We start from the raw sequence: 24,786 nt of genomic DNA, 5'->3' as shown, positions 1-24,786 counted from the left end.
AAAGTATAGATAAGAAGAGAAAAGCATGATTACACTATTTTTATCACCGAGCTGTACATCATGTCGTAAGGCGAAGGCCTGGTTAGAAAAACATAAGGTTCCCTTTGTGGAACACAATATTATGACCAGTCCTTTAACAAGAAAAGAATTGCAACACATCCTTTCCTTGACCGAAAATGGTACTGATGACATCATTTCAACTCGTTCAAAAATTTTTCAAAAATTGAATATTGATGTAGAGAGTATCTCGGTATCGGAATTGCTTCATTTGATTGAGCAGTACCCTAGTCTTTTGCGTCGTCCCATTATTATTGATGCCAAGCGCATGCAAATCGGTTTTAATGAAGATGAGATTCGTGCTTTTCTCCCTCGTAGTTACCGTAAGCAAGAACTAAAAGAAGCAAGAATGAGAGCTGGTATTAGTTAATGAACAAACAGTATAGTTACCCACTAGATTTGTCGTGGAGCACTGAAGAACTTGCTTCAGTGCTTTCTTTTTTTAATGATGTTGAAGCTGCCTATGAAGGCAAGGTAGAGGCTAAAAAGTTATTGGACTCTTATAAGGGGTTCAAGGCGGTTGTGCCAAGCAAGAGTGAAGAAAAACGTTTGGGACGAGAATTGGAAACAGTCAGTGGCTATTCGCTTTACCGAGCAGTTCAGGCGGCTAAGGAAAAAGGGGAAGGAAAGATTTCTCTTGGAAAGTAAATTTGAATTTGCTAAAGAGCTAATTAAGAAAGTGGGTCAGTACATTCTTGACCATATGCAGGAAGATTTGTGTGTTGAGATCAAGTCCTCTCCAACAGATTTGGTGACCAGACTGGACAAGGAAGTTCAGGAGCTATTGGTTGGTGAGATTTTGTCTCGTTATCCTGAGGATAAGATTTGTGCTGAAGAGGGCTGTTTGCGAGCTTCAGTTCAAGAGGGCAAGGTTTGGATCATTGATCCCATTGATGGGACCAATAATTTTGTCGCCCAGCAGGAAGATTTTGCTGTTATGATGGCTTATTTTGAAAATGGTCAGGGACAGTTTGGACTGATTTATGATGTGATCAAAGGGGATTGTTACCACGGTGGTGGGGAATTTCCAGTTTGTCTAAATGATAGGCCCCTAGCTCCCTTTAAAGCCAAACCACTTGGAGATTTTCTCATTGCAGGAAATAGTGGTATGTTGGAAACCAATGAATGGGGCTTGGCTGATTTGGGTCGAGCAGCACTTGGTGTTCGTGTCTATGGGAGTGCGGCCATCAGTTTTGCCAAGATTTTGTCAGGGCGTTTGTTGACCTATGTCACCTATCTGCAACCATGGGATTATGCTGCGGCTAGTATTTTAGGGGAAAGTCTGGGCTATCGGGTTGTAACCCTTTTTGGTGAAGCTCCTGATTTTCAAACCAGACAACCGGTCATGATGCTACCTCTTGAGATGCAGGAGGAAATTCAGTCCTATATTTACGAAAGGAAAAGAACTTAAATGCAATTTCCAGAAGGATTTGTTGAAAAATATGAAGAGATACTAGGAGATGAGGCAAGAGATTTTCTTGCCTCTTTTGAGGAGGAAGCGGTTTCGGCCTTTCGGGTTAATCCTTTAAAAGAAGCGCCAGTTTCCTTTCCTGATGCCATTCCTCAAACTCCTTGGGGACATTATGGGAAGGTATCAGGGAAATCGCCTGAGCATGCTACTGGTTTGATTTATTCGCAAGAACCTGCTGCTCAGATGGTTGCTCAGGTAGCCCAGCCCAGTCCTGGCATGAAAGTCTTGGATTTGGCTGCTGCACCGGGTGGCAAATCAACTCAACTAGCAGCCTATCTAGCAGGGGAAGGGCTACTTGTTTCCAATGAAATTTCAAGCAAACGGGCTAAGATTTTAGTAGAAAATATGGAGCGCTTTGGAGCGACCAATATCGTGGTGACCAATGAATCTGCCGACCGCTTGGCAAAGGTTTTTAAGGGCTATTTTGATCTGATTGTCCTTGATGCCCCTTGCTCTGGGGAAGGGATGTTTCGTAAGCAACCAGATGCTATGGACTATTGGAGCTTAGATTATCCGAGTCAATGTGCTAGCTTGCAAAGAGAGATTCTATCGGATGCGGTGACCATGCTAGCTGAAGGCGGTCGATTTGTTTATTCAACATGCACCTGGGCACCCGAGGAAAACGAAGAGATTGTCAATTGGCTACTGAAAGAGTATGATTTTGACTTGTTGCCAGTAGAGCATATCAATGGAATGGTCGCTGGTATTGACCTGCCAGAGACGGCTCGTATGTATCCTCATCAGTTTAAGGGAGAGGGTCAGTTTGTCGCCCATCTACAGTTTAAGGGTAACAATCCAGCTCCTAAATTTAAGGCAAGTAAGAGTAACCTCAGCCGAGAACAAGTTGCCTTGTGGCAGGAATTTGCCCAAAAACACTTGAAAATCAATCTAAGGGGGATCTTGCAGACTTTTGGTGACCAACTCTATCTCTTACCAGAACTTTTACCAGATTTAGGGAAACTCAAGATTGCTCGCAATGGCCTGCATCTGGGTACCTTTAAGAAAAAACGCTTTGAGCCTAGTTTTGCTCTTGGTCTAGCCTTGAAACCGAGTCAGGTCAAGCAGTCGGTTGAAATTGACCAAGAAGCATTTGTAAAGTATGTGGCTGGAGAAACCGTTCAGCTGGCGGAAAGTATGCCAAATGGTTGGTACCAAGTTTTGGTTCAAGGCAATGGCTTGGGCTTTGCTAAGGTGACTGGAAATGTTTTGAAAAATTATTTTCCAAAAGGCCTCAGATTCAAGTGAAAATGCTAGTCAAAGTAGCTTGTCTATGTTATAGTTGAAGTATGGATTTTTTCAAATTGTCTTTCATTTTAAGTCAAAATTGGTGGAGAAGATAACTGAGTAAATTTCAAGTAAAATCAAGCTAAGAACTTCAGTTGACTCCCAATTTTAAAAAGAAAAATATAAATAAATAGTTGAAAAAATTCACAGCATTCACCATTATTTTCAAGGAGAAAAACAGTGAAAAAAAGGAAAAAACTCGCTCTATCCCTTGCAGCTCTTTTTCTGGCAGGTTCTTTAGCGGGATGTGCTAGCTGGATTGATCGTGGAGAATCCATGACAGCTGTTGGTTCAACAGCTCTTCAGCCCTTGGTCGAAGCAGCAGCAGATGAATTTGGCTCTATGCACGTTGGGAAAACAGTCAACGTTCAAGGTGGAGGATCTGGTACAGGTCTGTCTCAGGTTCAATCTGGAGCCGTTGATGTAGGAAATTCAGACGTATTTGCCGAGGAAAAAGACGGTATCAACGCCTCTGCTCTAGTGGACCACAAGGTTGCAGTAGCGGGCTTGGCGGTGATTGTGAACAAGGAAGTTGATGTTGAAAATCTGACAACTGAACAACTCCGTAGCATCTTCACAGGTCAAGTGACCAACTGGAAAGAGGTCGGTGGAAAAGATCTAGCCATTTCTATTATCAACCGTGCAGCAAGTTCTGGTTCGCGTGCAACCTTTGATAGTGTTGTCATGGATGGCCAATCTGCCATGCAGAGTCAAGAACAGGATTCAAATGGGATGGTCAAAAACATTGTTTCCCAGACACCAGGAGCCATTTCTTACCTAGCCTTTGCCTATGTGGATGACTCGGTGAAACGCATGAAGTTGAATGGCTATGAGCCAATTGCAGAAAATGTTACAAGCAATAACTGGCCTTTGTGGTCTTACGAACACATGTATACCCTAGGTCAACCAAATGAATTGGTGGCAGAATTTCTCAACTTTGTCCTCTCAGATGAAGCGCAAAGTGGAATCGTTAAGGGGATGGGTTACATTTCTGTTAAGGAAATGAAGGTTGAAAAAGATGCTGTAGGAACGGTGACAGCACTAGAAGGGAGTCAATAATGAATCAAGAAGAATTAGCTAAAAAATTACTTTCTCCCTCAAAGAACTCTCGTTTAGAGAAACTTGGAAAAGGCTTGACCTTTGCCTGTCTGTCTTTGATTGTCATTATTGTGGCTATGATTTTGATATTCGTAGCCCAAAAAGGTTTGTCGACCTTCTTTGTAAATGGGGTTAATATCTTTGATTTCCTATTTGGCCAAACTTGGAATCCTTCAGGGAAACAATTTGGTGCCCTTCCCATGATTTTGGGTTCCTTTATTGTCACAATCCTATCAGCCCTTATCGCAACTCCTTTTGCCATTGGTGCGGCAGTCTTTATGACAGAAGTATCACCAAAAGGTGCTAGAATCTTGCAACCAGCTATTGAATTGCTAGTCGGGATTCCTTCAGTCGTGTATGGATTTATCGGTTTGCAGGTCGTAGTTCCCTTTGTCCGCAGTGTCTTTGGTGGAACTGGTTTTGGGATTTTGTCAGGGATTTTCGTTCTCTTTGTCATGATTTTACCGACGGTAACCTTTATGACAACCGATAGCTTGCGTGCGGTGCCTCGTCACTACCGCGAAGCTAGTTTGGCTATGGGGGCCACTCGTTGGCAAACCATCTGGCGCGTGACCTTGAAGGCAGCGCGTTCAGGGATTTTCACAGCAGTGGTCTTTGGGATGGCGCGTGCCTTTGGTGAGGCCTTGGCCATTCAGATGGTGGTTGGAAACTCAGCCGTTGTCCCAACTTCATTGACAACACCTGCTGCGACCTTGACCTCTGTGTTGACCATGGGTATCGGAAATACCGTCATGGGTACAGTTGATAATAACGTTCTCTGGTCACTGGCCTTAGTCTTGCTTTTGATGAGTTTGGCCTTCAACAGTGTGATTAAATTGATTACGAAAGAAAGAGGAAAGAAAAACTATGCACGCTAAGAAATTAGATAAAATTGCAACAGCTGTCCTCTACTCAATTGCAGGAATTATCGTTGCCATCTTGGCATCCTTGATTCTTTATATCTTGGTTCGTGGTTTGCCCCACATCTCTTGGTCTTTCTTGACTGGCAAATCATCATCTTACCAAGCAGGTGGAGGGATTGGAATTCAGCTTTATAATTCCTTCTTCCTTTTGGTTATTACCTTGATTATCTCTGTGCCTTTGTCTATGGGAGCTGGGATTTTCCTAGCTGAATATGCCAAAAAAGGTCCTGTGACCAATTTTGTCAGAACCTGTATTGAAATCTTGTCTTCACTGCCATCAGTGGTTGTGGGTCTCTTTGGTTACTTGATTTTTGTAGTTCAGTTTGAGTATGGATTTTCAATCATTTCAGGTGCCTTGGCCTTGACGGTCTTTAACCTGCCTCAGATGACTCGTAATGTTGAGGACAGCTTGAAACACGTTCACCATACGCAACGTGAGGCCGGCTTGGCCCTTGGGATTTCTCGTTGGGAGACAGTTGTCCATGTGGTCATTCCAGAAGCTCTCCCAGGTATTGTGACGGGGGTTGTCTTGGCCTCTGGTCGTATCTTTGGTGAGGCTGCGGCTCTTATCTATACAGCAGGACAATCCGCTCCAGCTCTGGACTGGTCTAACTGGAATATTCTCAGTGTGACCAGCCCAATCTCTATCTTCCGTCAAGCAGAAACCTTGGCTGTCCATATCTGGAAAGTCAATAGTGAAGGAACCATTCCAGATGGAACTATCGTATCAGCAGGTTCTGCAGCAGTTCTCTTGATCTTTATCCTCATCTTTAACTTTGGAGCCCGCAAACTCGGAAGCTACCTACATAAGAAATTAACCGCTGCCTAAAGGAGAAGCCATGTCAAAATATAATTGGGATGAAAAGCATATCATCACCTTTCCTGAAGAGAAAGTGGCCCTCTCTACTAAGGATTTACATGTTTACTACGGTAAAAATGAATCTATCAAGGGCATCGATATGCAATTTGAAAAAAATAAAATTACAGCCTTAATTGGCCCTTCTGGTTCAGGGAAATCAACCTACCTCCGCAGTCTCAACCGTATGAATGATACCATTGATATTGCCAAGGTAACAGGTCAAATTCTCTATCAAGGGATTGATGTCAACCGTCCAGAAATCAATGTTTATGAGATGCGTAAGCATATCGGAATGGTTTTCCAACGACCAAATCCTTTTGCCAAGTCTATCTACCGCAATATCACTTTTGCTCATGAACGTGCAGGGGTTAAGGACAAGCAAGTCTTGGATGAAATTGTGGAAACTTCTCTTCGTCAGGCTGCCCTTTGGGACCAGGTCAAAGATGATTTGCACAAGTCAGCCTTGACCCTATCAGGTGGTCAGCAGCAACGTCTCTGTATCGCTCGTGCTATCTCTGTTAAACCAGATATTCTCTTGATGGACGAACCAGCGTCCGCCTTGGATCCGATTGCGACAGCCCAGTTGGAAGAAACTATGTTGGAATTGAAGAAGGACTTTACCATCATCATTGTGACCCACAGTATGCAGCAGGCTGCGCGTGCTAGTGACTACACAGGATTTTTCTACTTGGGCGATTTGATTGAGTACGATAAGACCTCTAATATTTTCCAAAATGCCAAACTACAGTCAACCAATGACTACGTAACAGGACACTTTGGATAGAAAGGAAACAGTATGACAGAAGCGATTTTACAGGTGTCAGACCTGTCCGTTTACTACAATCAAAAAAAGGCCTTGAATAGTGTTTCCCTATCTTTCCAACCTAAGGAAATTACAGCCTTGATTGGTCCATCTGGATCAGGAAAGTCAACTCTTCTTAAGGCTATCAACCGTATGGGGGATCTCAATCCAGAGGTGACTACAACTGGTTCGGTGGTTTACAACGGCCACAACATTTACAGTCCACGTACAGATACAGTTGAATTGCGGAAGGAAATCGGTATGGTTTTCCAACAACCAAATCCCTTCCCTATGTCTATCTACGAAAATGTTGTTTACGGGCTTCGTATCAATGGAGTGAAGGATAAGCAGATTCTGGATGAAGCGGTAGAAAAAGCCTTGCAACGAGCTTCTATCTGGGATGAGGTCAAGGATCGCCTGCATGATTCAGCTATCGGGCTTTCAGGCGGACAACAGCAACGTGTCTGTGTTGCCCGTGTCTTGGCAACCAGTCCTAAAATCATTCTCTTGGATGAACCGACTTCAGCCTTGGACCCTATCTCGGCCGGTAAGATTGAGGAAACCTTGTATGGCTTAAAAGATAAATACACCATGCTCTTGGTTACGCGTTCCATGCAACAAGCCTCTCGTATCTCTGACAAGACAGGATTTTTCCTAGATGGAGATTTGATTGAGTTTAACGATACCAAGAAGATGTTCCTCAACCCACAACACAAGGAAACAGAAGATTATATTTCAGGAAAATTTGGATAAGGAGATAAATGATGTTACGTTCTCAATTTGAAGAAGATTTAGAGAAATTACACAACCAGTTCTACGCAATGGGACAAGAAGTGCTATCCCAAATCAATCGTACAGTGCGTGCCTTTGTTACTCATGACCGAGATTTGGCCAAAGAAGTCATCGAAGACGATGCAGAAGTAAACGAATACGAAGTGAAATTGGAGAAGAAATCATTTGAAATGATTGCCCTTCAACAACCCGTTTCTCAGGACTTGCGTACTGTTTTGACAGTCTTGAAGGCTGTATCTGACTTGGAACGTATGGGGGACCATGCTGTTTCTATTGCTAAAGCAGCAATTCGTATGAAGGGGGAGCAACGCATCCCAGCTGTTGAAGAAGAAATTAAGAGAATGGGTCGCGATGTCAAGAACTTCGTTGAAGCAGCCCTTGAACTCTATCTCAATGGTTCAGTTGACCAGGCCTATGAAGTAGCAGCTATGGATGAAAAAATCAACCATTACTTTGATAGCATTCGTGACTTGGCTACAGAAGAAATCAAGAAAAATCCAGATGCCATCGTTACAGGTCGTGATTACTTCCAAGTGATTGCCTTCTTGGAACGTATTGGAGACTATGCTAAAAATATCTGTGAATGGGTTGTTTACTTTGAAACAGGTAAGATTGTCGAACTATAAAGTATTCAAATGATAAAATTATTGTGAAAGCTTACTTTTTAATACAGTAAGCTTTCATTGTTATAGATGGTTTACTTTGTCAGAGGTGAATAATGAACTACATACAGAATATCAGAAAAAAAGTTGGAAAAGATAAAATTATTTTAAATTTTACCTGTGGAATATTAAGTCAATCAGGAAAAATTTTATTACAAAAACGAGCAGATAAAGGAACGTGGGGATTACCAGGTGGTGCTCTTGAATTAGGAGAATCGGCTTTAGAAGCTTTAGTGCGAGAGTTTTATGAAGAAACAGGAGTCGAAGTGAGGGTGGAAAAACTCTTAAATGTTTATACAAAATATTCAGACAGTTATCCGAATGGTGATGAGGCTCAAGTTCTTACAATCTTGTATTTAGTTTCATCTGAAACTTCTATCTCTATAAATTTTTTTACAAGTGATGAAACTTTAGAATTAGGATTTTTTGATCATAGTGACATACAAAATATTGCAATTGTAAACCAGCAGCATCAAGATATGATAAATGATTTTTTTGAAAATAAGTTCCCAATAGATAGATAAACTAACCACTGTATTTCTATTTTTTAGTAAATATATTTTATGAAAATGTAAGAAAAACACTTGACAAGTAACTTGAATAGCGTTATAATTATACAAAATCAACAGAGAGGTTGTTTATTTATGAAATCAAAAAAATGGATATTTGTTTTATGTAGTTTTCTTGCAAGTTTCTTCTTAGTAGCTTGCCAGTCAGGTTCTAATGGTTCTCAGTCAGCTGTTGAAGCCATTAAGCAAAAGGGGAAATTAGTTGTGGCGACTAGTCCTGATTATGCACCTTTTGAATTCCAATCCTTAGTTGACGGAAAAAACCAGGTAGTCGGTGCGGATATTGATATGGCTCAAGCTATCGCTGATGAACTTGGGGTTAAGTTGGAAATCTCAAGCATGAGTTTTGACAATGTCTTGACTAGTCTTCAAACAGGTAAGGCTGACCTAGCAGTTGCAGGAATTAGTGCTACTGATGAGAGAAAAGAAGTCTTTGATTTTTCAATCCCTTACTATGAAAACAAGATTAGTTTCTTGGTTCGTAAGGCTGATGTAGAAAAATACAAGGATTTAACTAGCCTAGAAAGTGCTAATATTGCAGCCCAAAAAGGGACTGTTCCAGAATCAATGGTCAAGGAACAATTGCCAAAAGCGCAATTGACTTCCCTAACTAATATGGGTGAAGCTGTCAATGAATTGCAGGCTGGAAAAGTAGATGCTGTTCATATGGATGAGCCTGTTGCGCTTAGCTATGCTGCTAAAAATGCCGACCTAGCTGTCGCAACTGTCAGCTTGAAGATGAAGGACGGTGAAGCCAATGCCGTTGCCCTTAGAAAAAATAGTGCTGATTTGAAAGAAGTGGTGGACAAGGTCATCCAAAAACTCAAGGATGACGGTACCTACCAAAAATATCTTGAAAAAGCGGCAACCTTAACAGAAGTTGAAGAATAATACTCAATGAAAATCAAAGAGCAAACTAGGAAGCTAGCCGCAGGTTGCTCAAAGCACTGCTTTGAGGTTGTAGATAAGACTGACGAAGTCAGTTACATATATCTACGGTAAGGCGACGCTGACGTGGTTTGAAGAGATTTTCGAAGAGTATAAGAAAAAAGCAGAGTTGGAAGTCAGTCCAATTCTGCTTTTAAATAGTTTAAAACCTTTTCCAGATTATCTAAGGACACCTTGGCAAATTGATAAGGACAGGTGCTTAAATAGGCCTCTTCAAAGAAATCCAAGCCCAGTTGACTGTGTTTGAGACTGGCAATTTTAGGATACTGTCTCAGGTCTAGTAATACACCATCGTGAAGCGGGAAATGAGGAAGGGGGCAAGGAGTGTTAGCTAATCTTTCCTCGAGTTGTTTTTGGTAGTCTTCCTGATTGGACAATCGAGCTAGACGATTTTTCTCAAATAATTGACTGTCAATATAGAGTGACAGGGCCTTTTGCATGATGAGGTTGCTGTCGTAATCTAGGATATTTTTGTAAGCCACAAAGGCTTCTTTGATAGCATTTGGAAGAATGAGTGACGTAATCCGCAGGGCTGGAAAGAGGCTGGTTGAGAAGGACTTGATGTAAATGATCCGCTCCTCTGTATCCAGATAGTGGAAGGTCTGACCCTTCTTGGAATCCAAATCCCCCAGATAATCGTCTTCGACGATATAAACACCATACTTGGCAGCTAAGTCAAGAATAGCCCGTTTGTCCTGCTCAGAATAGGAATGCCCCAGAGGATAGTGAAAACGAGGAATGGTATAGAAAAACTTAATTTTTCCTGTTTTGAAGTGGCCTTCCAGCTCTTCCAAGTCAATCCCATCAACGCCTCGTTCAATCGTTTGATAGTTCAGACCCTGAGCAATCAAGAGGCGATTCATACGATGGTAGGTTGGCTGTTCTACCAAGATTTCCTTGGCTTGGCTAGGAAAGGATATTTGAGAAAGGATAAACAAGGCTTGTTGGGTTCCAGAAGTCAGTACCAGTTGGTCAGCCTTGCAGTAGAGGGCTTGGTCAAAGAGGAGTTTATGAATGGACTGTCTTAGGTCTTCTAATCCTTCTTGGTTGTCATAGTAGTTGAAGAGGTAGTTTTCCCGGCCAATCAAGGTTTCATTGACACAGAGTCGGAAATCGTCATAGGCGCTGGCATGTTCGTCCGTAACCTCGATTTCTAGGTCCTGATGTTGCCCTTGTTCTAATACATAGTAGCCACTCTGGGGCTTGGCATAGAGGTATTGTTCGTGCCGTAATTCCAGCAGGGCGCGTTGAATGGTGTCCTTGCTGCAGTGAAAGTCAAGGCTCAGTTGACGGATAGAAGGCAGGCGACTTCCCGTCGGAAAACGTCCAGACTCGATACCGTTTTTTAGATAGGAAACGACCTCTTGGTACTTGCTTTGTTTCTTCATTCCAAACCTCCCTTGATTTTGTTACATTGTACCCTTTTTTTTCTTTCTTGGCAATGTCTAGGGTGTTTCTCTCGTTCACATCTAGGGGCAAATGTGGTATACTTAGGAGTAAGATTTATAGAATAACAGACAAGAAAGTGAATGGATAAGAACGTGCAGGAACCAGTGAAATTATTTCAATACAATACCCTTGGAGCCTTGATGGCTGGCCTTTATGGTGGTACTATGACAGTAGGAGAATTGCTAGAACATGGTGACCTTGGTTTGGGAACCTTGGATTCTATTGATGGAGAATTGATTGTCTTAGATGGCAAGGCCTATCAGGCCAAAGGGTCAGGAGACCAGCCAGAAATTGTAGAAGTATCACCAGATGCCCTTATTCCTTATGCAGCAGTAGTACCACATCAGGCAGAGGTCATTTTCCGCCAGCGCTTTGAGATGACAGACAAGGAATTGGAAGAACGAATCGAGTCTTATTATGATGGGGAAAATCTTTTCCGCTCAATTAAGATTCGTGGTGAATTTTCACATATGCATGTGCGCATGATTCCCAAGTCGACACCAGATACCAAGTTTGCTGAGGTCGCAACCCATCAACCGGAATATAGTCGTGACAATGTGGCGGGAACCATCGTTGGTTTCTGGACGCCTGAGATTTTCCATGGGGTTAGTGTGGCAGGTTACCATCTGCACTTCATCTCAGATGATTTGACCTTCGGTGGGCATGTCATGGACTTTGTCATCAAGGAAGGCATTATCGAGGTGGGAGCAGTTGACCAGTTGGATCAACGTTTCCCAGTCCAAGATCGTCAATACTTGTTTGCTAAGTTTAATGTTGACGAGATGAAAAAAGATATTGAAAAGGCGGAATAGGAGAAGAAAATGACCATTCATATTATCATTACCATGTTGCTGTTACTGGCTTTCTTGATAGGGAGCATTTGGTATGCCAGAAAGAAATACCAGATTAATCTAGCTGTTTTGGGCTTGGGGGCTGTTGCTTTCTTTGTCTCTTCACAGATTTTAGAAAAACTGGTGCATATCTTTGTTTTGCATCCTCAAAAAGACGGTAGTATTGCCCTCTTGCAAGACCATCCGCTTGTCTATATCATCTATGGCCTAGCCATGGCAGCATTTTTTGAGGAAACGGCTCGTCTTGTTTTCTTCAAATGGTTGGAGAAAAAGAGAAGTTTGGAAAAGGCAGACGCCTTGGCCTATGGACTGGGGCATGGTGGCTTGGAATTAATTTTCCTGGGTCTTGCTAGTTTGTTTAATCTCTACATCGTTCTCTCAGCAGTTCAAACTCAGGATCCACAGGTTATGCAATTACTGTCTGAAAATATGTTGAAGACTATCCAGTCGCTATCGGTCTGGCAGATTTATTTGCTTGGTTTTGAGCGAATCTTGGCGCTAGGTTTTCAATTACTCTTGACAGTTTGGGTTTACCAAGCTGTTCGCCAGAAGAAATGGATTTATCTCCTAGCAGCCTATGGCCTACATGCCTTCTTTGATCTGGCACCATCTCTAGTCCAAGTTGGCTGGCTGACCAATCCAGTCTTGGCGGAAGTTGTCCTAGCACTAGAGCTCGTTCTGGTTGCCTATGGAACCAAGGCAATCTTTTGCAAAAAATCATAAGAAAAAGGGGGAAACCTCTTTTTTGTTTAAAATAAGCCTAAGATTTTTTTAGGGTCGTCAAATGGTCTTAAAAATGGTATAATGGAATGAATTTTGTAAAAGGAAGAGTGACATGTCTGTAAGAGAAAAAATGCTTGAAATCCTAGAAGGAATTGATATCCGTTTTAAGGAACCCTTGCATAGCTATAGTTATACAAAAGTAGGTGGAGAGGCCGATTATTTGGTCTTTCCACGAAATCGTTTTGAGTTGGCGCGTGTTGTTAAATTTGCCAATCAAGAAAATATTCCTTGGATGGTTCTTGGAAATGCCAGCAACATCATCGTTCGTGATGGTGGGATTCGTGGATTTGTCATCTTGTGTGACAAGCTCAATAACGTTTCCGTTGATGGCTATACCATTGAAGCAGAAGCTGGTGCTAACTTGATTGAAACAACTCGCATTGCCCTTCGTCATAGTTTGACGGGTTTCGAGTTTGCTTGTGGCATTCCTGGAAGCGTCGGCGGTGCTGTCTTTATGAATGCGGGTGCATACGGAGGAGAGATTGCACACATCTTGCAGTCTTGTAAGGTCTTGACCAAGGATGGAGAAATCGAGACCCTGTCTGCCAAAGATTTGGCTTTTGGTTACCGCCATTCAGCCATTCAGGAGTCTGGTGCAGTTGTCTTGTCAGCTAAATTTGCCCTAGCCCCAGGAACCCATCAGGTTATCAAGCAGGAAATGGACCGCTTGACGCACCTACGTGAACTCAAGCAACCTTTGGAATACCCATCTTGTGGTTCGGTATTTAAGCGTCCTGTTGGGCATTTTGCAGGTCAGTTAATTTCAGAAGCTGGTTTGAAAGGCTATCGTATCGGTGGCGTAGAAGTGTCTGAAAAGCACGCAGGATTTATGATCAATGTCGCAGATGGAACGGCCAAAGACTACGAGGACTTGATTGAGTCTGTTATCGAAAAAGTCAAGGAACACTCAGGTATCACGCTTGAAAGAGAAGTCCGTATTTTAGGTGAAAGCAAGTAGGAAGCTGTAGTTGAAAAGCTGCTGCTATGTCATGGAAAGGGGGTGAAAGCCTATCGTTAGTGCAGAAGAATGTAGGCAGTTTAATCTCCTACACGAGGTAGTGACGGCCTGACAGAGCCCTGATCTGTTAATCTATGAAAAAGAAGGAATAAATGACAATTGAAAAAACCAATTATTGAATTCAAAAACGTCTCAAAAGTTTTTGAAGACAGCAACACCAAGGTTCTCAAAGACATCAACTTTGAGTTGGAAGAAGGGAAGTTCTATACTCTTCTAGGCGCGTCTGGTTCAGGGAAATCAACTATCCTTAACATCATTGCAGGTTTACTGGATGCGACGACAGGAGATATTTTGCTGGATGGTGTCCGTATCAATGACATCCCAACCAACAAGCGAGACGTCCATACGGTCTTCCAATCCTATGCCTTGTTTCCACATATGAATGTGTTTGAAAATGTTGCCTTTCCACTTCGCTTGCGTAAAATTGACAAGAAAGAAATCGAGAAACGCGTAGCGGAAGTTCTCAAGATGGTTCAGTTGGAAGGTTACGAAAAACGTTCCATTCGTAAACTTTCTGGAGGACAACGTCAGCGTGTGGCTATTGCCCGTGCCATCATCAACCAACCTCGTGTGGTTTTGTTGGACGAGCCCTTGTCAGCGCTGGACTTGAAATTAAGAACAGACATGCAGTACGAGCTCCGTGAATTGCAACAACGATTGGGCATTACCTTTGTCTTTGTCACTCACGATCAGGAAGAAGCGCTGGCCATGAGTGACTGGATTTTCGTTATGAATGATGGCGAGATTGTCCAGTCTGGAACACCTGTGGACATCTACGATGAGCCAATCAACCACTTTGTTGCCACCTTTATCGGTGAGTCAAATATCTTGCCAGGAACCATGATTGAGGACTACTTGGTTGAGTTTAACGGCAAACGCTTTGAAGCGGTCGATGGTGGGATGAAGCCAAATGAGCCTGTCGAGGTTGTCATTCGTCCAGAGGACTTGCGTATTACCCTTCCTGAAGAAGGCAAGCTCCAAGTTAAGGTCGATACCCAGCTCTTCCGTGGGGTGCACTATGAAATTATCGCCTATGACGAACTTGGAAATGAATGGATGATCCACTCAACCCGTAAGGCCATAGTGGGTGAGGAAATCGGTCTGGATTTTGAACCAGAAGACATCCACATCATGCGTCTCAATGAAACAGAAGAAGAGTTCGATGCCCGTATCGAAGAATATGTGGAAATCGAAGAGCAAGAAGCAGGTCTGATCAATGCAATCGAGGAGGAAAGAGATGAAGAAAACAAGCTCTAAACTCTTTGTAGTGCCCTACATGCTTTGGATTGCCCTCTTTGTCCTGGCACCCTTGGTCTTGATTTTCGGTCAATCCTTTTTCAATATCGAAGGCCAGTTTAGCTTAGAAAACTATAAATCTTACTTTGCGTCACAAAACTTGACCTACCTCAAAATGAGCTTTAACTCCGTGCTTTATGCAGGAATTGTGACCTTTGTAACCTTGCTTATCAGCTATCCAACAGCCCTCTTTTTGACCCGTCTCAAGCACCGTCAACTTTGGCTCATGCTGATTATCCTGCCAACCTGGGTCAATTTGCTCCTTAAAGCCTATGCCTTTATCGGGATTTTTGGTCAAAATGGCTCTATTAACCAATTCTTGGAATTTATCGGAATCGGTTCGCAACAGTTGCTCTTTACCGATTTCTCCTTTATCTTTGTCGCAAGCTACATCGAGCTTCCTTTTATGATTTTGCCCATTTTCAATGTCTTGGACGATATGGATAACAATCTCATCAATGCCAGCTATGACCTCGGTGCTACCAAGTGGGAGACTTTCCGCCATGTCATCTTCCCTCTATCGATGAATGGGGTGCGAAGTGGAGTTCAGTCGGTCTTTATCCCAAGTTTGAGTCTCTTCATGCTGACCCGTTTGATTGGTGGGAACCGCGTTATCACGCTGGGAACAGCCATTGAGCAGAACTTCCTGACCAATGACAACTACGGTATGGGTTCAACCATCGGTGTGATTCTCATCCTGACCATGTTCATCACCATGTGGGTGACCAAGGAAAGGAGAGAACGATGAAAAAATTTGCCAACCTTTATCTAGGACTGGTCTTTCTTGTCCTCTACCTGCCGATTTTTTACCTGATTGGCTATGCCTTTAATGCAGGCAATGACATGAATAGCTTTACAGGCTTTAGCTTGAGCCATTTTAAAACCATGTTTGGCGATGGTCGTCTTATGTTGATTGTAACTCAGACCTTTTTCTTGGCCTTCCTGTCAGCCTTGATTGCGACCATTATCGGGACTTTTGGTGCCATTTACATCTACCAGTCTCGTAAGAAATACCAAGAAGCCTTTCTATCACTCAATAATATCCTCATGGTTGCGCCTGACGTTATGATTGGTGCCAGCTTCTTGATTCTCTTTACCCAACTCAAGTTTTCACTTGGCTTTTTGACCGTTCTTTCTAGTCACGTGGCCTTCTCCATTCCTATCGTGGTCTTGATGGTTTTGCCTCGTCTCAAGGAAATGAACGGTGACATGATTCATGCGGCCTATGACCTTGGTGCCAGTCAATTTCAGATGTTCAAGGAAATTATGCTTCCTTACCTGACTCCGTCTATCATTGCAGGTTATTTCATGGCCTTCACCTATTCGCTAGATGACTTTGCTGTGACCTTCTTTGTGACGGGAAATGGCTTTTCAACCCTATCAGTCGAGATTTACTCTCGTGCCCGTAAGGGAATTTCGCTAGAAATCAATGCCCTGTCTGCCCTTGTCTTTCTCTTTAGTATTATCCTAGTGGTTGGATATTACTTTATCTCACGTGAAAAGGAGGAGCAAGCATGAAAAAACTCTATTCATTTTTAGCAGGAATTGCAGCCATTATCTTGATCTTGTGGGGAATTGCGACGCATCTAGATAGTAAAATAAATAGCCGAGATAGTCAAAAACTGGTTATCTACAACTGGGGAGACTATATCGATCCAGAACTCTTGGAGCAATTCACAGAAGAAACAGGAATCCAAGTCCAGTATGAGACCTTTGATTCCAACGAAGCCATGTATACCAAGATTAAGCAGGGTGGAACGACTTATGATATTGCCATCCCAAGTGAGTACATGATTAACAAGATGAAGGACGAAGACCTCTTGGTGCCACTTGATTATTCAAAACTTGAAGGAATCGAAAATATCGGACCAGAGTTTCTCAACCAATCCTTTGATCCAGGTAATAAATTCTCTATTCCTTACTTCTGGGGAACACTGGGAATTGTCTACAATGAAACTATGGTCGATGAAGTGCCTGAGCATTGGGATGACCTCTGGAAGCCAGAGTATAAGAACTCTATCATGCTCTTTGATGGGGCGCGTGAGGTGCTGGGACTAGGACTCAATTCCCTTGGCTATAGCCTCAACTCCAAGGATACCCAGCAGTTGGAAGAGACAGTGGATAAGCTTTACAAGCTCACTCCAAATATAAAGGCTATTGTGGCGGACGAAATGAAGGGCTACATGATTCAGAATAACGCTGCTATCGGCGTGACCTTCTCTGGGGAAGCTAGCCAAATGCTAGAAAAAAATGAAAATCTACGTTATGTGGTACCGACTGAGGCCAGCAACCTTTGGTTTGACAATATGGTCATTCCCAAAACAGTTAAAAACCAAGACGCAGCCTATGCCTTTATCAACTTTATGTTGAAACCTGAAAATGCTCTTAAAAATGCAGAGTATGTCGGTTATTCAACACCAAACCTACCAGCCAAGGAACTACTCCCAGAGGAGAAAAAAGAAGACAAGGCCTTCTATCCTGATGCTGAAACCATGAAACACCTAGAAGTTTATGAAAAATTTGACCATAAATGGACAGGAAAATATAGCGACCTCTTCCTACAGTTTAAAATGTATCGGAAGTAGGAGTAGAATGTACGAAAACGAATCAGTTAAGCTGGTTCGTTTTTTTGATGACAGCTATTAATTAAAGTAACCTGATAAAAGTTTGACCATAACTATACATTTTTGTATAATATGTGAGAAATGTAAAATTTAGCAAATATTATGGGGAATAAAGTTTTGTTATGGATTTAAAGTTAAATGATATTTTGAATATAAGTGAACAAAATCAATGGAAATTCAAGGTGAAGTTTAATAATTGGACTGGAGAAAACCCAATTCAGACCTATTTAAGAGATGAGGAAATAATAAACAACTACAATCTATTTTGGAGAACAAATAAGCGATATTTTAATGTTGGAGATATCGTTATAAATTTTATTAAGATAGATAATAATAAATGGTTATTGACTACAATAAAAGAAGTTACCAAGGAACTTTTTGTAACTGGGGGTCAGAACTATGAAGGAATTGAATTGAATGAGTATTCTGCACTTTTTGGGCGTTTAATTATTAGGTATAGAAAAAAATCTAGAGGTTCAGTTCTAAAATATTCAACTTGTAATGAAGAATTGATTATAGAGCAATTGTTATCAGATTCATTTGGTGGGGAAGAATTTCCGGGTTATGATAATATTTCTTTATCTTATAGAGACTTAGAATTGATTTTACGTTTGAGAAAAAAAGATTGGATAACTGCTTTACAAAATCAAAAGGCTGTTTATCTTATTACTGATAAGCAGAATGGTAAATTATATGTCGGATCAGCAACTTCAAATTATGGTATGCTTTTACAACGTTGGCAATCCTATGTGGATAATGGACATGGTGGCAACAAAGAACTTAAGATTTTAGTTGAAAAACAAGGGTTTAATTATGTTAAAGATAATTTTCAATACTCTGTATTAGAAAACTATAATGGAAAAATAGATGATAAATTTGTTTTAAAACGTGAATCCTGGTGGAAAGAAGTTTTAAAATCTAAAGAACATGGATATAATTCAAATTAGAAGGAGGTATAAATAGTTTGAATAATTGGGAAAGAGATCTTCGAGATGCAGAACGAAATCAAGAATTAAGAAGACAAAATAATTTGTTAGAACAACAAAGATGGGAGCAGCAAGAATCTAACCAAAAACAACACGCAGCATTACAAGAACAAAATCGTCTTGCTTGGAAGCAGAATGAGGCATTAGAGGAGAGAAATGAACTAGAACGTCAGCGACAATGGGATGAGAAATTTAGACATGAAAGAGAGTTAGAACTACGTAAAGAGCAACAATATAAAGATAATATATTTGATTAAAAAAAACTATGGGCCAAAGCTGAAACTGAAGATGAGAGAGGGAGAATTCAGATACTCTTAGCAGAAGCAGAAACTGAGTATAATCAATATATGCTTGAGAAAGAGAGAGAAAAAGAACAGGAAGAATTAGCAAGGTATCATCGAGAGAAAATCAATAGAATAAAGTGGTTTTTCGGAATAGCTACAAGCTTACTTTTATTAGTGATAATTGGAACTTTTTTCATAGGTATGAGTAAGTCCAAATCATCTCATAACAGTACTAAGCAATCAACTCAATCAACTCAATCAACTCAATCATCTAATTCAGTAAGCTCCACAAGTTCTACAAAGCAAGCTTCTCTTGGTGGAAATAAAGCTAAAGATAAACAAACTTCATCTACAAGTTCTGCCTCTTCTAGACCACAGGCTACAAAAGTATATATTGGAAACTACATTGGTCAAAAATACTCGGATGTTATAGCTGAATTGAAGAGTAAAAATATTCCTGAGAATCATATAAAAGTTGAGGAGGAAGAAAGTGATGAATATTCTCCCGGTACAATTTTACGTCAGAGTTTGTCAGAGGGAACTTTATATGATTTGAATGATTCATCAGGTATTATTTTGACTGTTGCAAAAAAACGAACTAGTGCTACAATGCCAAGTTATATTGGTTCTAGTTTAGAGTTTACCAAAAATAATTTAATCAATATTGTTGGTATAAAAGAAGCTAATATTGAAATAGTGGAAGTAGCCAGTGCTCCTGAGGGTACTGCTGAAGGAACAGTGGTTGATCAAAGACCTAAGGCAGGGGAAGAGGTTCGTTTGGAAAATACAAGAATTAAAATTTCAATTTATAAGCCCAAAAATTCTCAAACATCACGAAGTAGATCTAGATAAATTAAGAGGTTAATGCAGAAAGTTAACTTATGGCTAACACATGCTATTTGGTTAGAATCATTTCCAGTTGACGCAGACTTAAAAAAACGTTATAATAAGAGAGTTGAGAATTGATTTTCACTTGTCTTAGTCCAGAGAAATGGCGGTGCTGCGAGCCATCTAAGCTAGGAAGTCATGCTACTCAATCATACAATTGCATAAGAACAAGAGAATGACAAGTTCATTGAATGAAGGTGGTACCGCGGTTTTTCGCCCTTCGTGATATGAGCTTGTCTTTTGATTTTTGGAGGTGTTGATGAAAACATTTCTTGTCAAACAAAAGTTTCGTCTTGGAGGCGAACGCTTCGCTATCAAGGATGACAGGGGAGAAATAGCCTATCAGGTGGAGGGATCATTTTTTAAAATTCCCAAAACTTTTATCATCTATGATGCTAATGGTGAACAGGTTAGTCAGATCAGTAAAGAAATCTTAACCTTACTACCTCGTTTTGAGATTCAGCTTCAGGATGGCTCGAGTTTTGTCATTCGTAAGAAGTTGACCTTCTGGCGAGATAAGTATGAGTTTGATAATCTAGGTCTTCGTATCGAGGGCAATATATGGGATTTGAATTTCAAATTGCTAGATGATCGCGATCAGCTGATTGCAGAAATTAAGAAGGAACTCTTCCATCTGACCTCTACCTATACCGTAACGGTTCTTGAGGACGATTATGCAGATCTAGTCATTTCCCTCTGTGTTGCGATTGACTATGTGGAAATGCTGGAAAGCCAATCACATTAAACAAGTAAATAAGGAGACAATATGAAACAACTATCTAGTGCACAAGTACGCCAAATGTGGCTTGATTTCTGGGCGACCAAAGGTCACTCAGTAGAACCATCAGTGAGCTTGGTTCCTGTAAATGACCCTACACTTTTGTGGATCAACTCTGGGGTAGCAACCCTTAAGAAATACTTTGACGGGACCATTATCCCTGAAAATCCACGTATTACCAATGCCCAAAAGGCTATCCGTACCAACGACATCGAAAACGTAGGGAAGACTGCACGTCACCATACCATGTTTGAAATGTTGGGGAACTTCTCTATCGGGGATTACTTCCGTGACGAAGCCATCACTTGGGCTTACGAGCTTTTGACAAGCCCTGGGTGGTTTGATTTCCCTGCTGAAAAACTTTACATGACTTACTATCCAGATGATAAAGATTCTTACAACCGCTGGATTGAAGTGGGAGTGGATCCAAGTCACTTGATTCCAATCGAGGACAACTTCTGGGAAATCGGTGCGGGACCTTCTGGACCAGATACAGAGATTTTCTTTGACCGTGGAGAGGCTTTTGACCCAGAAAATATCGGTCTTCGCCTGCTTGCAGAAGATATTGAAAACGACCGTTATATTGAAATCTGGAACATCGTTTTGTCACAATTTAACGCAGACCCTGCTGTTCCTCGTAGCGAATACAAGGAACTGCCACACAAGAACATTGATACGGGCGCTGGTTTGGAGCGTTTGGTGGCGGTTATCCAAGGGGCTAAGACCAACTTTGAAACGGACCTCTTCATGCCGATCATCCGTGAAGTGGAGAAATTGTCTGGTAAGGTCTATGACCAAGATGGCGACAACATGAGCTTTAAAGTTATCGCAGACCACATCCGTTCACTCTCATTTGCCATCGGTGATGGTGCCCTTCCAGGAAATGAAGGTCGTGGTTATGTCCTTCGTCGTCTGCTCCGTCGTGCGTCTATGCATGGTCAAAAATTGGGAATCAACGAGCCTTTCCTTTACAAACTCGTTCCAACCGTTGGAAAAATCATGGAAAGCTACTACCCAGAAGTGCTTGAAAAACGTGACTTTATCGAAAAAATCGTTAAGAGCGAAGAAGAATCATTTGCTCGTACCCTTCACTCAGGTCAACACTTTGCCCAAGGCATTGTAGCTGACTTGAAAGAAAAAGGTCAATCTGTCATTGCTGGTTCAGATGTATTCAAACTCTATGACACTTATGGATTCCCAGTTGAATTGACTGAAGAAATCGCTGAAGAAGCTGGTATGACTGTGGACCGTGAAGGCTTTGAAGCAGCCATGAAAGAACAGCAAGAACGCGCGCGTGCCTCAGCTGTCAAGGGTGGCTCAATGGGTATGCAAAATGAAACCCTTCAAAACATCACTGTAGAAAGTGTCTTCAACTACAATGCTAGCCAATTGTCTTCTAAATTGGTGGCTATCGTGGCTGACAATGCAGAAGTAGAAGCTGTGTCAGAAGGAACTGCCTCTCTTATCTTTGCGGAAACGCCATTCTATGCTGAAATGGGTGGACAAGTAGCTGACCACGGACAAATCTTGGATGAGTCAGGTAAGGTCGTAGCTACTGTGACAAATGTTCAAAAAGCTCCAAACGGACAAGCTCTTCATACAGTTGAAGTCCTTGCACCGCTTGCCTTGAACCAAGAATATACCTTGGCAATCGATAGCAATCGTCGTCACCGTGTCATGAAAAACCACACTGCGACTCACTTGCTTCACGCTGCCCTTCACAATATCCTTGGAAGCCACGCGACACAAGCAGGATCTCTTAACGAAGTTGAATTCCTTCGCTTTGACTTCACCCACTTCCAAGCAGTAACTGCAGAAGAATTGCGTGCGATTGAACAGCAAGTCAACGAGAAAATCTGGGAAGCTCTTGAAGTGAAGACAGTTGAAACGGATATTGACACTGCTAAGGAAATGGGAGCTATGGCCCTCTTTGGTGAGAAATACGGCAAGGAAGTCCGTGTCGTGACTATCGGCGACTACTCTATTGAGCTTTGTGGTGGTACCCACGTTGGCAACACTTCTGAAATTGGCCTCTTCAAGATTGTCAAAGAAGAAGGTATCGGATCAGGAACTCGCCGTATTTTAGCAGTGACTGGTAAGGAAGCCTTTGAAGCCTATCGTGAACAAGAAGACGCACTTAAAGCTGTCGCAGCAACCCTGAAAGCACCTCAACTTAAAGAAGTACCTCACAAGGTAGAAGGACTTCAAGAACAACTTCGTCAGCTTCAAAAAGAAAATGCTGAGTTGAAAGAAAAAGCCGCAGCTGCAGCCGCAGGTGACATCTTCAAGGATGTTAAGGAAGTCAACGGTCACCGTTACATTGCTAGTCAAGTGTCTGTATCAGATGCCGGTGCCCTTCGTACCTTTGCAGATAATTGGAAACAAAAAGACTACTCTGACTTGCTTGTCCTAGTTGCTGCTATCGGTGACAAAGTCAATGTTCTTGTAGCAAGTAAAACAAAAGACCTTCATGCAGGAAACCTTGTCAAAGAATTGGCACCAATCGTCGATGGACGTGGTGGTGGTAAACCAGACATGGCCATGGCAGGAGGAAGCAACCAAGCTAAAATCCAAGAATTGTTGGATGCAGTAGCAGGTAAATTGTAATCAAGTAATACTCTTCGAAAATCTCTTCAAACAACGTCAGCTTCACCTTCGATTTTATATGTGACTGACTTCGTCAGTCTTATCTACAGCCTCAAAGCAGTGCTTTGAGCAACCTACGGCTAGCTTCCTAGTTTGCTCTTTGATTTTCATTGAGTTTAAAGATCTATCCATTTGGGTAGGTCTTTTTGTGAATGCAAAAAAGCCAAATCCCCTTGGACCTGGCTTGATAATCATTGGCAATTAGATTGCATTGGCTGCCCAGACACTTACGGATCTAGCTGAGACTGGGAATTGTCCATAACCTTCCTCATCAATTGTAACTTGACCTTGGTGATTTCCAAGTAAATCTACAAAGGTTTGGTTAGCCCATTCTTGGCCGACAAACATTGACTTACTGTTTTCTTGGTCATTTGAGATAAGAACTGTGATTGGGGCTTGATTTTCAGCGCCTGAACGTACCCAACCGATACAGTTAGCATCATCAAAGTAGTCTGTTTGCTCTCCATAGGCCAAATCTTTTCGGATGGTTAGGAGGCGGTCAAGGACTTCTTTGAAATCTTCTTGAGCATATCGCCCTGAAATCCCATAGTAGTCTCCGTAAAAGACACATGGAAGGCCATTTTGGCGTAACAGAATGAGGGCATAGGCTACTGGTTTGAACCATTCTTCAACGGTAGACTCAAGAGCCTGACCTCGTTGGGTATCGTGGTTGTCGACAAAAGTCACCGCCTTGTCAGGCTTGAGTTCAACCAGGCTATCTGTGAAAATGCCACGAAGGTCATAGCTGGAACCTGCTCGGCTAGCATCAAAGAGATTCTGGTGGAGACGAACATCGACAAGGTCAAAGCGTTCTTCCGTTTTTTCGAGATAGTCCAGATTGGCTTCCTTGTCTGGGTTCCAAAATTCACCAAAAACATAGAAATCCTCACCGTATTTTTCCTTCATATCGCGGATGAAATTGCGCATAAAGAAAGAATCGATATGTTTGACAGCATCCAAGCGGAAACCAGCTACACCAGTCGTTTCCATGAACCAGTCAGCCCAGTCATAGATATTTTGGATAACTTCAGGATGTTTAAAGTCTAGGTCGGCATACATGAGGTAGTCGTAGTTACCGTTTTCATTATCGACCAATTCCTCGTTGGCCCAGCCCTTGTTGTCCCCTTGGATGAGGTAAATCCCGGATTTACGGCGTTTGGCATCATAGTCTGTACCTGTGAAGTGGTACCAGTGCCAGTGGAAGTCATTGTAGGTATCTTGGCGACCATCAAAGGTAAAGCTAGTCCAGCCATTGATGGTGAAAGGTTCCCCAAGTTCAACTGTACGGTCAACCGGATCCACTTCGATAACTTGAAAGGCTTCCATATGATCGGCCGCAGCCTTGTGGTTGAGTACCACATCGGCCATAGGCTGGATTCCCTGTGCTTTTAGGGCTTGAATGGCTTGAAGATAGTCTTCTTTAAAACCATACTTGGTGCGGACAGTTCCTTTTTGGTTAAACTCTCCTAGGTCAAATAGGTCATAGACCCCATAGCCGACATCTTTTTCATTGGTCGCCTTAAAAGCTGGTGGCATCCAGACATGACTGATGCCGAGATTAGCTAGGTGTGGAGCATCTTCAGCCAGACGCGTCCAGTGCTGACCGTCGTGGGGCAGATACCATTCAAAGTATTGCATGAGTGTTTGATTTTGCATGATGTTTCCTCTTACTTGTCAATCTTGTTCTTTATTCTATCATAAAGTATCTCTTAGGGCAA

Annotated in this window: 25 protein-coding genes and 1 pseudogene; 24 read left to right on the top strand and 2 right to left on the bottom strand. The window is 42.0% G+C overall.

The window, feature by feature from the left end:
- Window positions 1–25 precede the first annotated feature (25 nt).
- The 12 genes from HT689_RS02065 to HT689_RS02010 all read left to right on the top strand — a co-directional run bounded on the left by HT689_RS02065 (window position 26) and on the right by HT689_RS02010 (window position 9,408).
- Complete coding sequence (locus HT689_RS02065; protein ID WP_000631259.1) at window positions 26–427, top strand: Spx/MgsR family RNA polymerase-binding regulatory protein; 402 nt, start codon at window positions 26–28, stop codon at window positions 425–427.
- On the top strand, window positions 427–705 hold the full coding sequence (locus tag HT689_RS02060; protein WP_173226710.1) for a UPF0223 family protein: 279 nt from the start codon (window positions 427–429) through the stop codon (window positions 703–705). The genes HT689_RS02065 and HT689_RS02060 overlap by 1 nt, the downstream gene beginning before the upstream one ends.
- Window positions 695–1,468, top strand: a complete 774-nt coding sequence (locus tag HT689_RS02055) for an inositol monophosphatase family protein (protein ID WP_173226708.1) — start codon at window positions 695–697, stop codon at window positions 1,466–1,468. The genes HT689_RS02060 and HT689_RS02055 overlap by 11 nt, the downstream gene beginning before the upstream one ends.
- Entirely contained in the window at window positions 1,469–2,773 is a 1,305-nt protein-coding gene (locus tag HT689_RS02050; RefSeq protein WP_173226706.1) for an RsmF rRNA methyltransferase first C-terminal domain-containing protein, read from the top strand.
- 219 nt (window positions 2,774–2,992) lie between these two features.
- Window positions 2,993–3,871, top strand: a complete 879-nt coding sequence (locus tag HT689_RS02045; protein WP_173226704.1) for a phosphate ABC transporter substrate-binding protein PstS family protein — start codon at window positions 2,993–2,995, stop codon at window positions 3,869–3,871.
- Complete coding sequence (gene pstC / locus HT689_RS02040; protein ID WP_001070903.1) at window positions 3,871–4,788, top strand: phosphate ABC transporter permease subunit PstC; 918 nt, start codon at window positions 3,871–3,873, stop codon at window positions 4,786–4,788. The genes HT689_RS02045 and pstC overlap by 1 nt, the downstream gene beginning before the upstream one ends.
- Window positions 4,778–5,662 carry a phosphate ABC transporter permease PstA gene (gene pstA / locus HT689_RS02035; protein ID WP_000543046.1) on the top strand — a complete coding sequence of 295 codons (885 nt, stop codon included), beginning with the start codon at window positions 4,778–4,780 and terminating at the stop codon, window positions 5,660–5,662. Before pstC ends, pstA begins: the two co-directional genes overlap by 11 nt.
- 10 nt (window positions 5,663–5,672) lie before the next feature.
- A complete protein-coding gene (pstB, locus tag HT689_RS02030; RefSeq protein WP_000049848.1) occupies window positions 5,673–6,476 on the top strand; it encodes a phosphate ABC transporter ATP-binding protein PstB in 804 nt (267 codons plus the stop codon).
- 12 nt (window positions 6,477–6,488) lie between these two features.
- A complete protein-coding gene (pstB, locus tag HT689_RS02025; RefSeq protein ID WP_000133482.1) occupies window positions 6,489–7,247 on the top strand; it encodes a phosphate ABC transporter ATP-binding protein PstB in 759 nt (252 codons plus the stop codon).
- An 11-nt stretch (window positions 7,248–7,258) separates the two neighbouring features.
- A complete protein-coding gene (gene phoU / locus HT689_RS02020) occupies window positions 7,259–7,912 on the top strand; it encodes a phosphate signaling complex protein PhoU (protein WP_000946458.1) in 654 nt (217 codons plus the stop codon).
- A gap of 92 nt (window positions 7,913–8,004) precedes the next feature.
- The gene (locus tag HT689_RS02015) at window positions 8,005–8,472 is read left to right on the top strand and encodes an NUDIX domain-containing protein (protein WP_049542869.1); all 468 of its coding nucleotides are present in this window, start codon (window positions 8,005–8,007) and stop codon (window positions 8,470–8,472) included.
- Window positions 8,473–8,592: 120 nt separating this feature from the next.
- Window positions 8,593–9,408 carry an ABC transporter substrate-binding protein gene (locus tag HT689_RS02010; RefSeq protein WP_000837372.1) on the top strand — a complete coding sequence of 272 codons (816 nt, stop codon included), beginning with the start codon at window positions 8,593–8,595 and terminating at the stop codon, window positions 9,406–9,408.
- Between the two features lie 173 nt (window positions 9,409–9,581).
- On the opposite strand, the gene HT689_RS02005 is transcribed toward HT689_RS02010, so the two are convergent.
- Window positions 9,582–10,853 (bottom strand): PLP-dependent aminotransferase family protein, encoded by a 1,272-nt coding sequence (locus tag HT689_RS02005; protein ID WP_173226702.1) that lies wholly within the window; start codon window positions 10,851–10,853, stop codon window positions 9,582–9,584.
- A 141-nt stretch (window positions 10,854–10,994) separates the two neighbouring features.
- Here HT689_RS02005 and budA point away from each other — a divergent pair, with 141 nt between their 5' ends.
- From budA to alaS, 12 genes and pseudogenes are all read left to right on the top strand, one after another.
- Complete coding sequence (gene budA, locus HT689_RS02000; protein WP_000360298.1) at window positions 10,995–11,726, top strand: acetolactate decarboxylase; 732 nt, start codon at window positions 10,995–10,997, stop codon at window positions 11,724–11,726.
- A gap of 9 nt (window positions 11,727–11,735) precedes the next feature.
- The gene (locus tag HT689_RS01995; RefSeq protein ID WP_000152237.1) at window positions 11,736–12,488 is read left to right on the top strand and encodes a YhfC family glutamic-type intramembrane protease; all 753 of its coding nucleotides are present in this window, start codon (window positions 11,736–11,738) and stop codon (window positions 12,486–12,488) included.
- A gap of 112 nt (window positions 12,489–12,600) precedes the next feature.
- Window positions 12,601–13,506 (top strand): UDP-N-acetylmuramate dehydrogenase, encoded by a 906-nt coding sequence (gene murB / locus HT689_RS01990; RefSeq protein WP_000116175.1) that lies wholly within the window; start codon window positions 12,601–12,603, stop codon window positions 13,504–13,506.
- Between the two features lie 159 nt (window positions 13,507–13,665).
- On the top strand, window positions 13,666–14,823 hold the full coding sequence (locus tag HT689_RS01985; RefSeq protein WP_000742895.1) for an ABC transporter ATP-binding protein: 1,158 nt from the start codon (window positions 13,666–13,668) through the stop codon (window positions 14,821–14,823).
- Window positions 14,804–15,610 carry an ABC transporter permease gene (locus HT689_RS01980; protein ID WP_000753803.1) on the top strand — a complete coding sequence of 269 codons (807 nt, stop codon included), beginning with the start codon at window positions 14,804–14,806 and terminating at the stop codon, window positions 15,608–15,610. Before HT689_RS01985 ends, HT689_RS01980 begins: the two co-directional genes overlap by 20 nt.
- Complete coding sequence (locus HT689_RS01975) at window positions 15,607–16,380, top strand: ABC transporter permease subunit (protein ID WP_000712740.1); 774 nt, start codon at window positions 15,607–15,609, stop codon at window positions 16,378–16,380. The genes HT689_RS01980 and HT689_RS01975 overlap by 4 nt, the downstream gene beginning before the upstream one ends.
- The gene (locus HT689_RS01970) at window positions 16,377–17,447 is read left to right on the top strand and encodes an ABC transporter substrate-binding protein (protein WP_173226700.1); all 1,071 of its coding nucleotides are present in this window, start codon (window positions 16,377–16,379) and stop codon (window positions 17,445–17,447) included. The genes HT689_RS01975 and HT689_RS01970 overlap by 4 nt, the downstream gene beginning before the upstream one ends.
- Before the next feature lie 161 nt (window positions 17,448–17,608).
- Complete coding sequence (locus HT689_RS01965; protein WP_173226698.1) at window positions 17,609–18,433, top strand: GIY-YIG nuclease family protein; 825 nt, start codon at window positions 17,609–17,611, stop codon at window positions 18,431–18,433.
- Between the two features lie 17 nt (window positions 18,434–18,450).
- Complete coding sequence (locus HT689_RS09680; protein ID WP_240148103.1) at window positions 18,451–18,729, top strand: hypothetical protein; 279 nt, start codon at window positions 18,451–18,453, stop codon at window positions 18,727–18,729.
- A 405-nt stretch (window positions 18,730–19,134) separates the two neighbouring features.
- Window positions 19,135–19,608: pseudogene (locus HT689_RS09675) on the top strand (PASTA domain-containing protein); the annotation flags it as partial.
- Between the two features lie 295 nt (window positions 19,609–19,903).
- Complete coding sequence (locus HT689_RS01955; protein WP_173226696.1) at window positions 19,904–20,389, top strand: LURP-one-related/scramblase family protein; 486 nt, start codon at window positions 19,904–19,906, stop codon at window positions 20,387–20,389.
- A gap of 21 nt (window positions 20,390–20,410) precedes the next feature.
- Entirely contained in the window at window positions 20,411–23,029 is a 2,619-nt protein-coding gene (gene alaS / locus HT689_RS01950) for an alanine--tRNA ligase (RefSeq protein ID WP_173226694.1), read from the top strand.
- Between the two features lie 240 nt (window positions 23,030–23,269).
- On the opposite strand, the gene HT689_RS01945 is transcribed toward alaS, so the two are convergent.
- Window positions 23,270–24,724 (bottom strand): alpha-amylase, encoded by a 1,455-nt coding sequence (locus HT689_RS01945; protein WP_173226692.1) that lies wholly within the window; start codon window positions 24,722–24,724, stop codon window positions 23,270–23,272.
- Window positions 24,725–24,786: the final 62 nt, after the last annotated feature.

Origin of the sequence: Streptococcus sp. 2342 (assembly GCF_013276795.1) — a bacterium.
In the GTDB taxonomy this organism is placed as follows: Bacteria; Bacillota; Bacilli; order Lactobacillales; family Streptococcaceae; genus Streptococcus.
The sequence above is the reverse complement of the archived record's forward strand: the minus strand, read 5'-3'. Positions and strand labels throughout refer to the sequence as shown.

Bases quoted from the DNA above. Each gene is read 5' to 3' on its own strand.
- HT689_RS01975 (WP_000712740.1), top strand. From the start codon at position 15,607: ATGAAAAAATTTGCCAACCTTTATCTAGGACTGGTCTTTCTTGTCCTC.
- murB (WP_000116175.1), top strand. From the start codon at position 12,601: ATGTCTGTAAGAGAAAAAATGCTTGAAATCCTAGAAGGAATTGATATC.
- HT689_RS01955 (WP_173226696.1), top strand. From the start codon at position 19,904: ATGAAAACATTTCTTGTCAAACAAAAGTTTCGTCTTGGAGGCGAACGC.
- HT689_RS02050 (WP_173226706.1), top strand. From the start codon at position 1,469: ATGCAATTTCCAGAAGGATTTGTTGAAAAATATGAAGAGATACTAGGA.
- HT689_RS02065 (WP_000631259.1), top strand. From the start codon at position 26: ATGATTACACTATTTTTATCACCGAGCTGTACATCATGTCGTAAGGCG.
- HT689_RS01995 (WP_000152237.1), top strand. From the start codon at position 11,736: ATGACCATTCATATTATCATTACCATGTTGCTGTTACTGGCTTTCTTG.
- pstB (WP_000133482.1), top strand. From the start codon at position 6,489: ATGACAGAAGCGATTTTACAGGTGTCAGACCTGTCCGTTTACTACAAT.
- phoU (WP_000946458.1), top strand. From the start codon at position 7,259: ATGTTACGTTCTCAATTTGAAGAAGATTTAGAGAAATTACACAACCAG.
- pstC (WP_001070903.1), top strand. From the start codon at position 3,871: ATGAATCAAGAAGAATTAGCTAAAAAATTACTTTCTCCCTCAAAGAAC.
- HT689_RS01980 (WP_000753803.1), top strand. From the start codon at position 14,804: ATGAAGAAAACAAGCTCTAAACTCTTTGTAGTGCCCTACATGCTTTGG.
- HT689_RS01965 (WP_173226698.1), top strand. From the start codon at position 17,609: ATGGATTTAAAGTTAAATGATATTTTGAATATAAGTGAACAAAATCAA.
- budA (WP_000360298.1), top strand. From the start codon at position 10,995: ATGGATAAGAACGTGCAGGAACCAGTGAAATTATTTCAATACAATACC.
- HT689_RS01970 (WP_173226700.1), top strand. From the start codon at position 16,377: ATGAAAAAACTCTATTCATTTTTAGCAGGAATTGCAGCCATTATCTTG.
- HT689_RS02015 (WP_049542869.1), top strand. From the start codon at position 8,005: ATGAACTACATACAGAATATCAGAAAAAAAGTTGGAAAAGATAAAATT.
- HT689_RS02005 (WP_173226702.1), bottom strand. From the start codon at position 10,853: ATGAAGAAACAAAGCAAGTACCAAGAGGTCGTTTCCTATCTAAAAAAC.
- HT689_RS01945 (WP_173226692.1), bottom strand. From the start codon at position 24,724: ATGCAAAATCAAACACTCATGCAATACTTTGAATGGTATCTGCCCCAC.
- alaS (WP_173226694.1), top strand. From the start codon at position 20,411: ATGAAACAACTATCTAGTGCACAAGTACGCCAAATGTGGCTTGATTTC.
- HT689_RS02010 (WP_000837372.1), top strand. From the start codon at position 8,593: ATGAAATCAAAAAAATGGATATTTGTTTTATGTAGTTTTCTTGCAAGT.
- pstA (WP_000543046.1), top strand. From the start codon at position 4,778: ATGCACGCTAAGAAATTAGATAAAATTGCAACAGCTGTCCTCTACTCA.
- HT689_RS02060 (WP_173226710.1), top strand. From the start codon at position 427: ATGAACAAACAGTATAGTTACCCACTAGATTTGTCGTGGAGCACTGAA.
- pstB (WP_000049848.1), top strand. From the start codon at position 5,673: ATGTCAAAATATAATTGGGATGAAAAGCATATCATCACCTTTCCTGAA.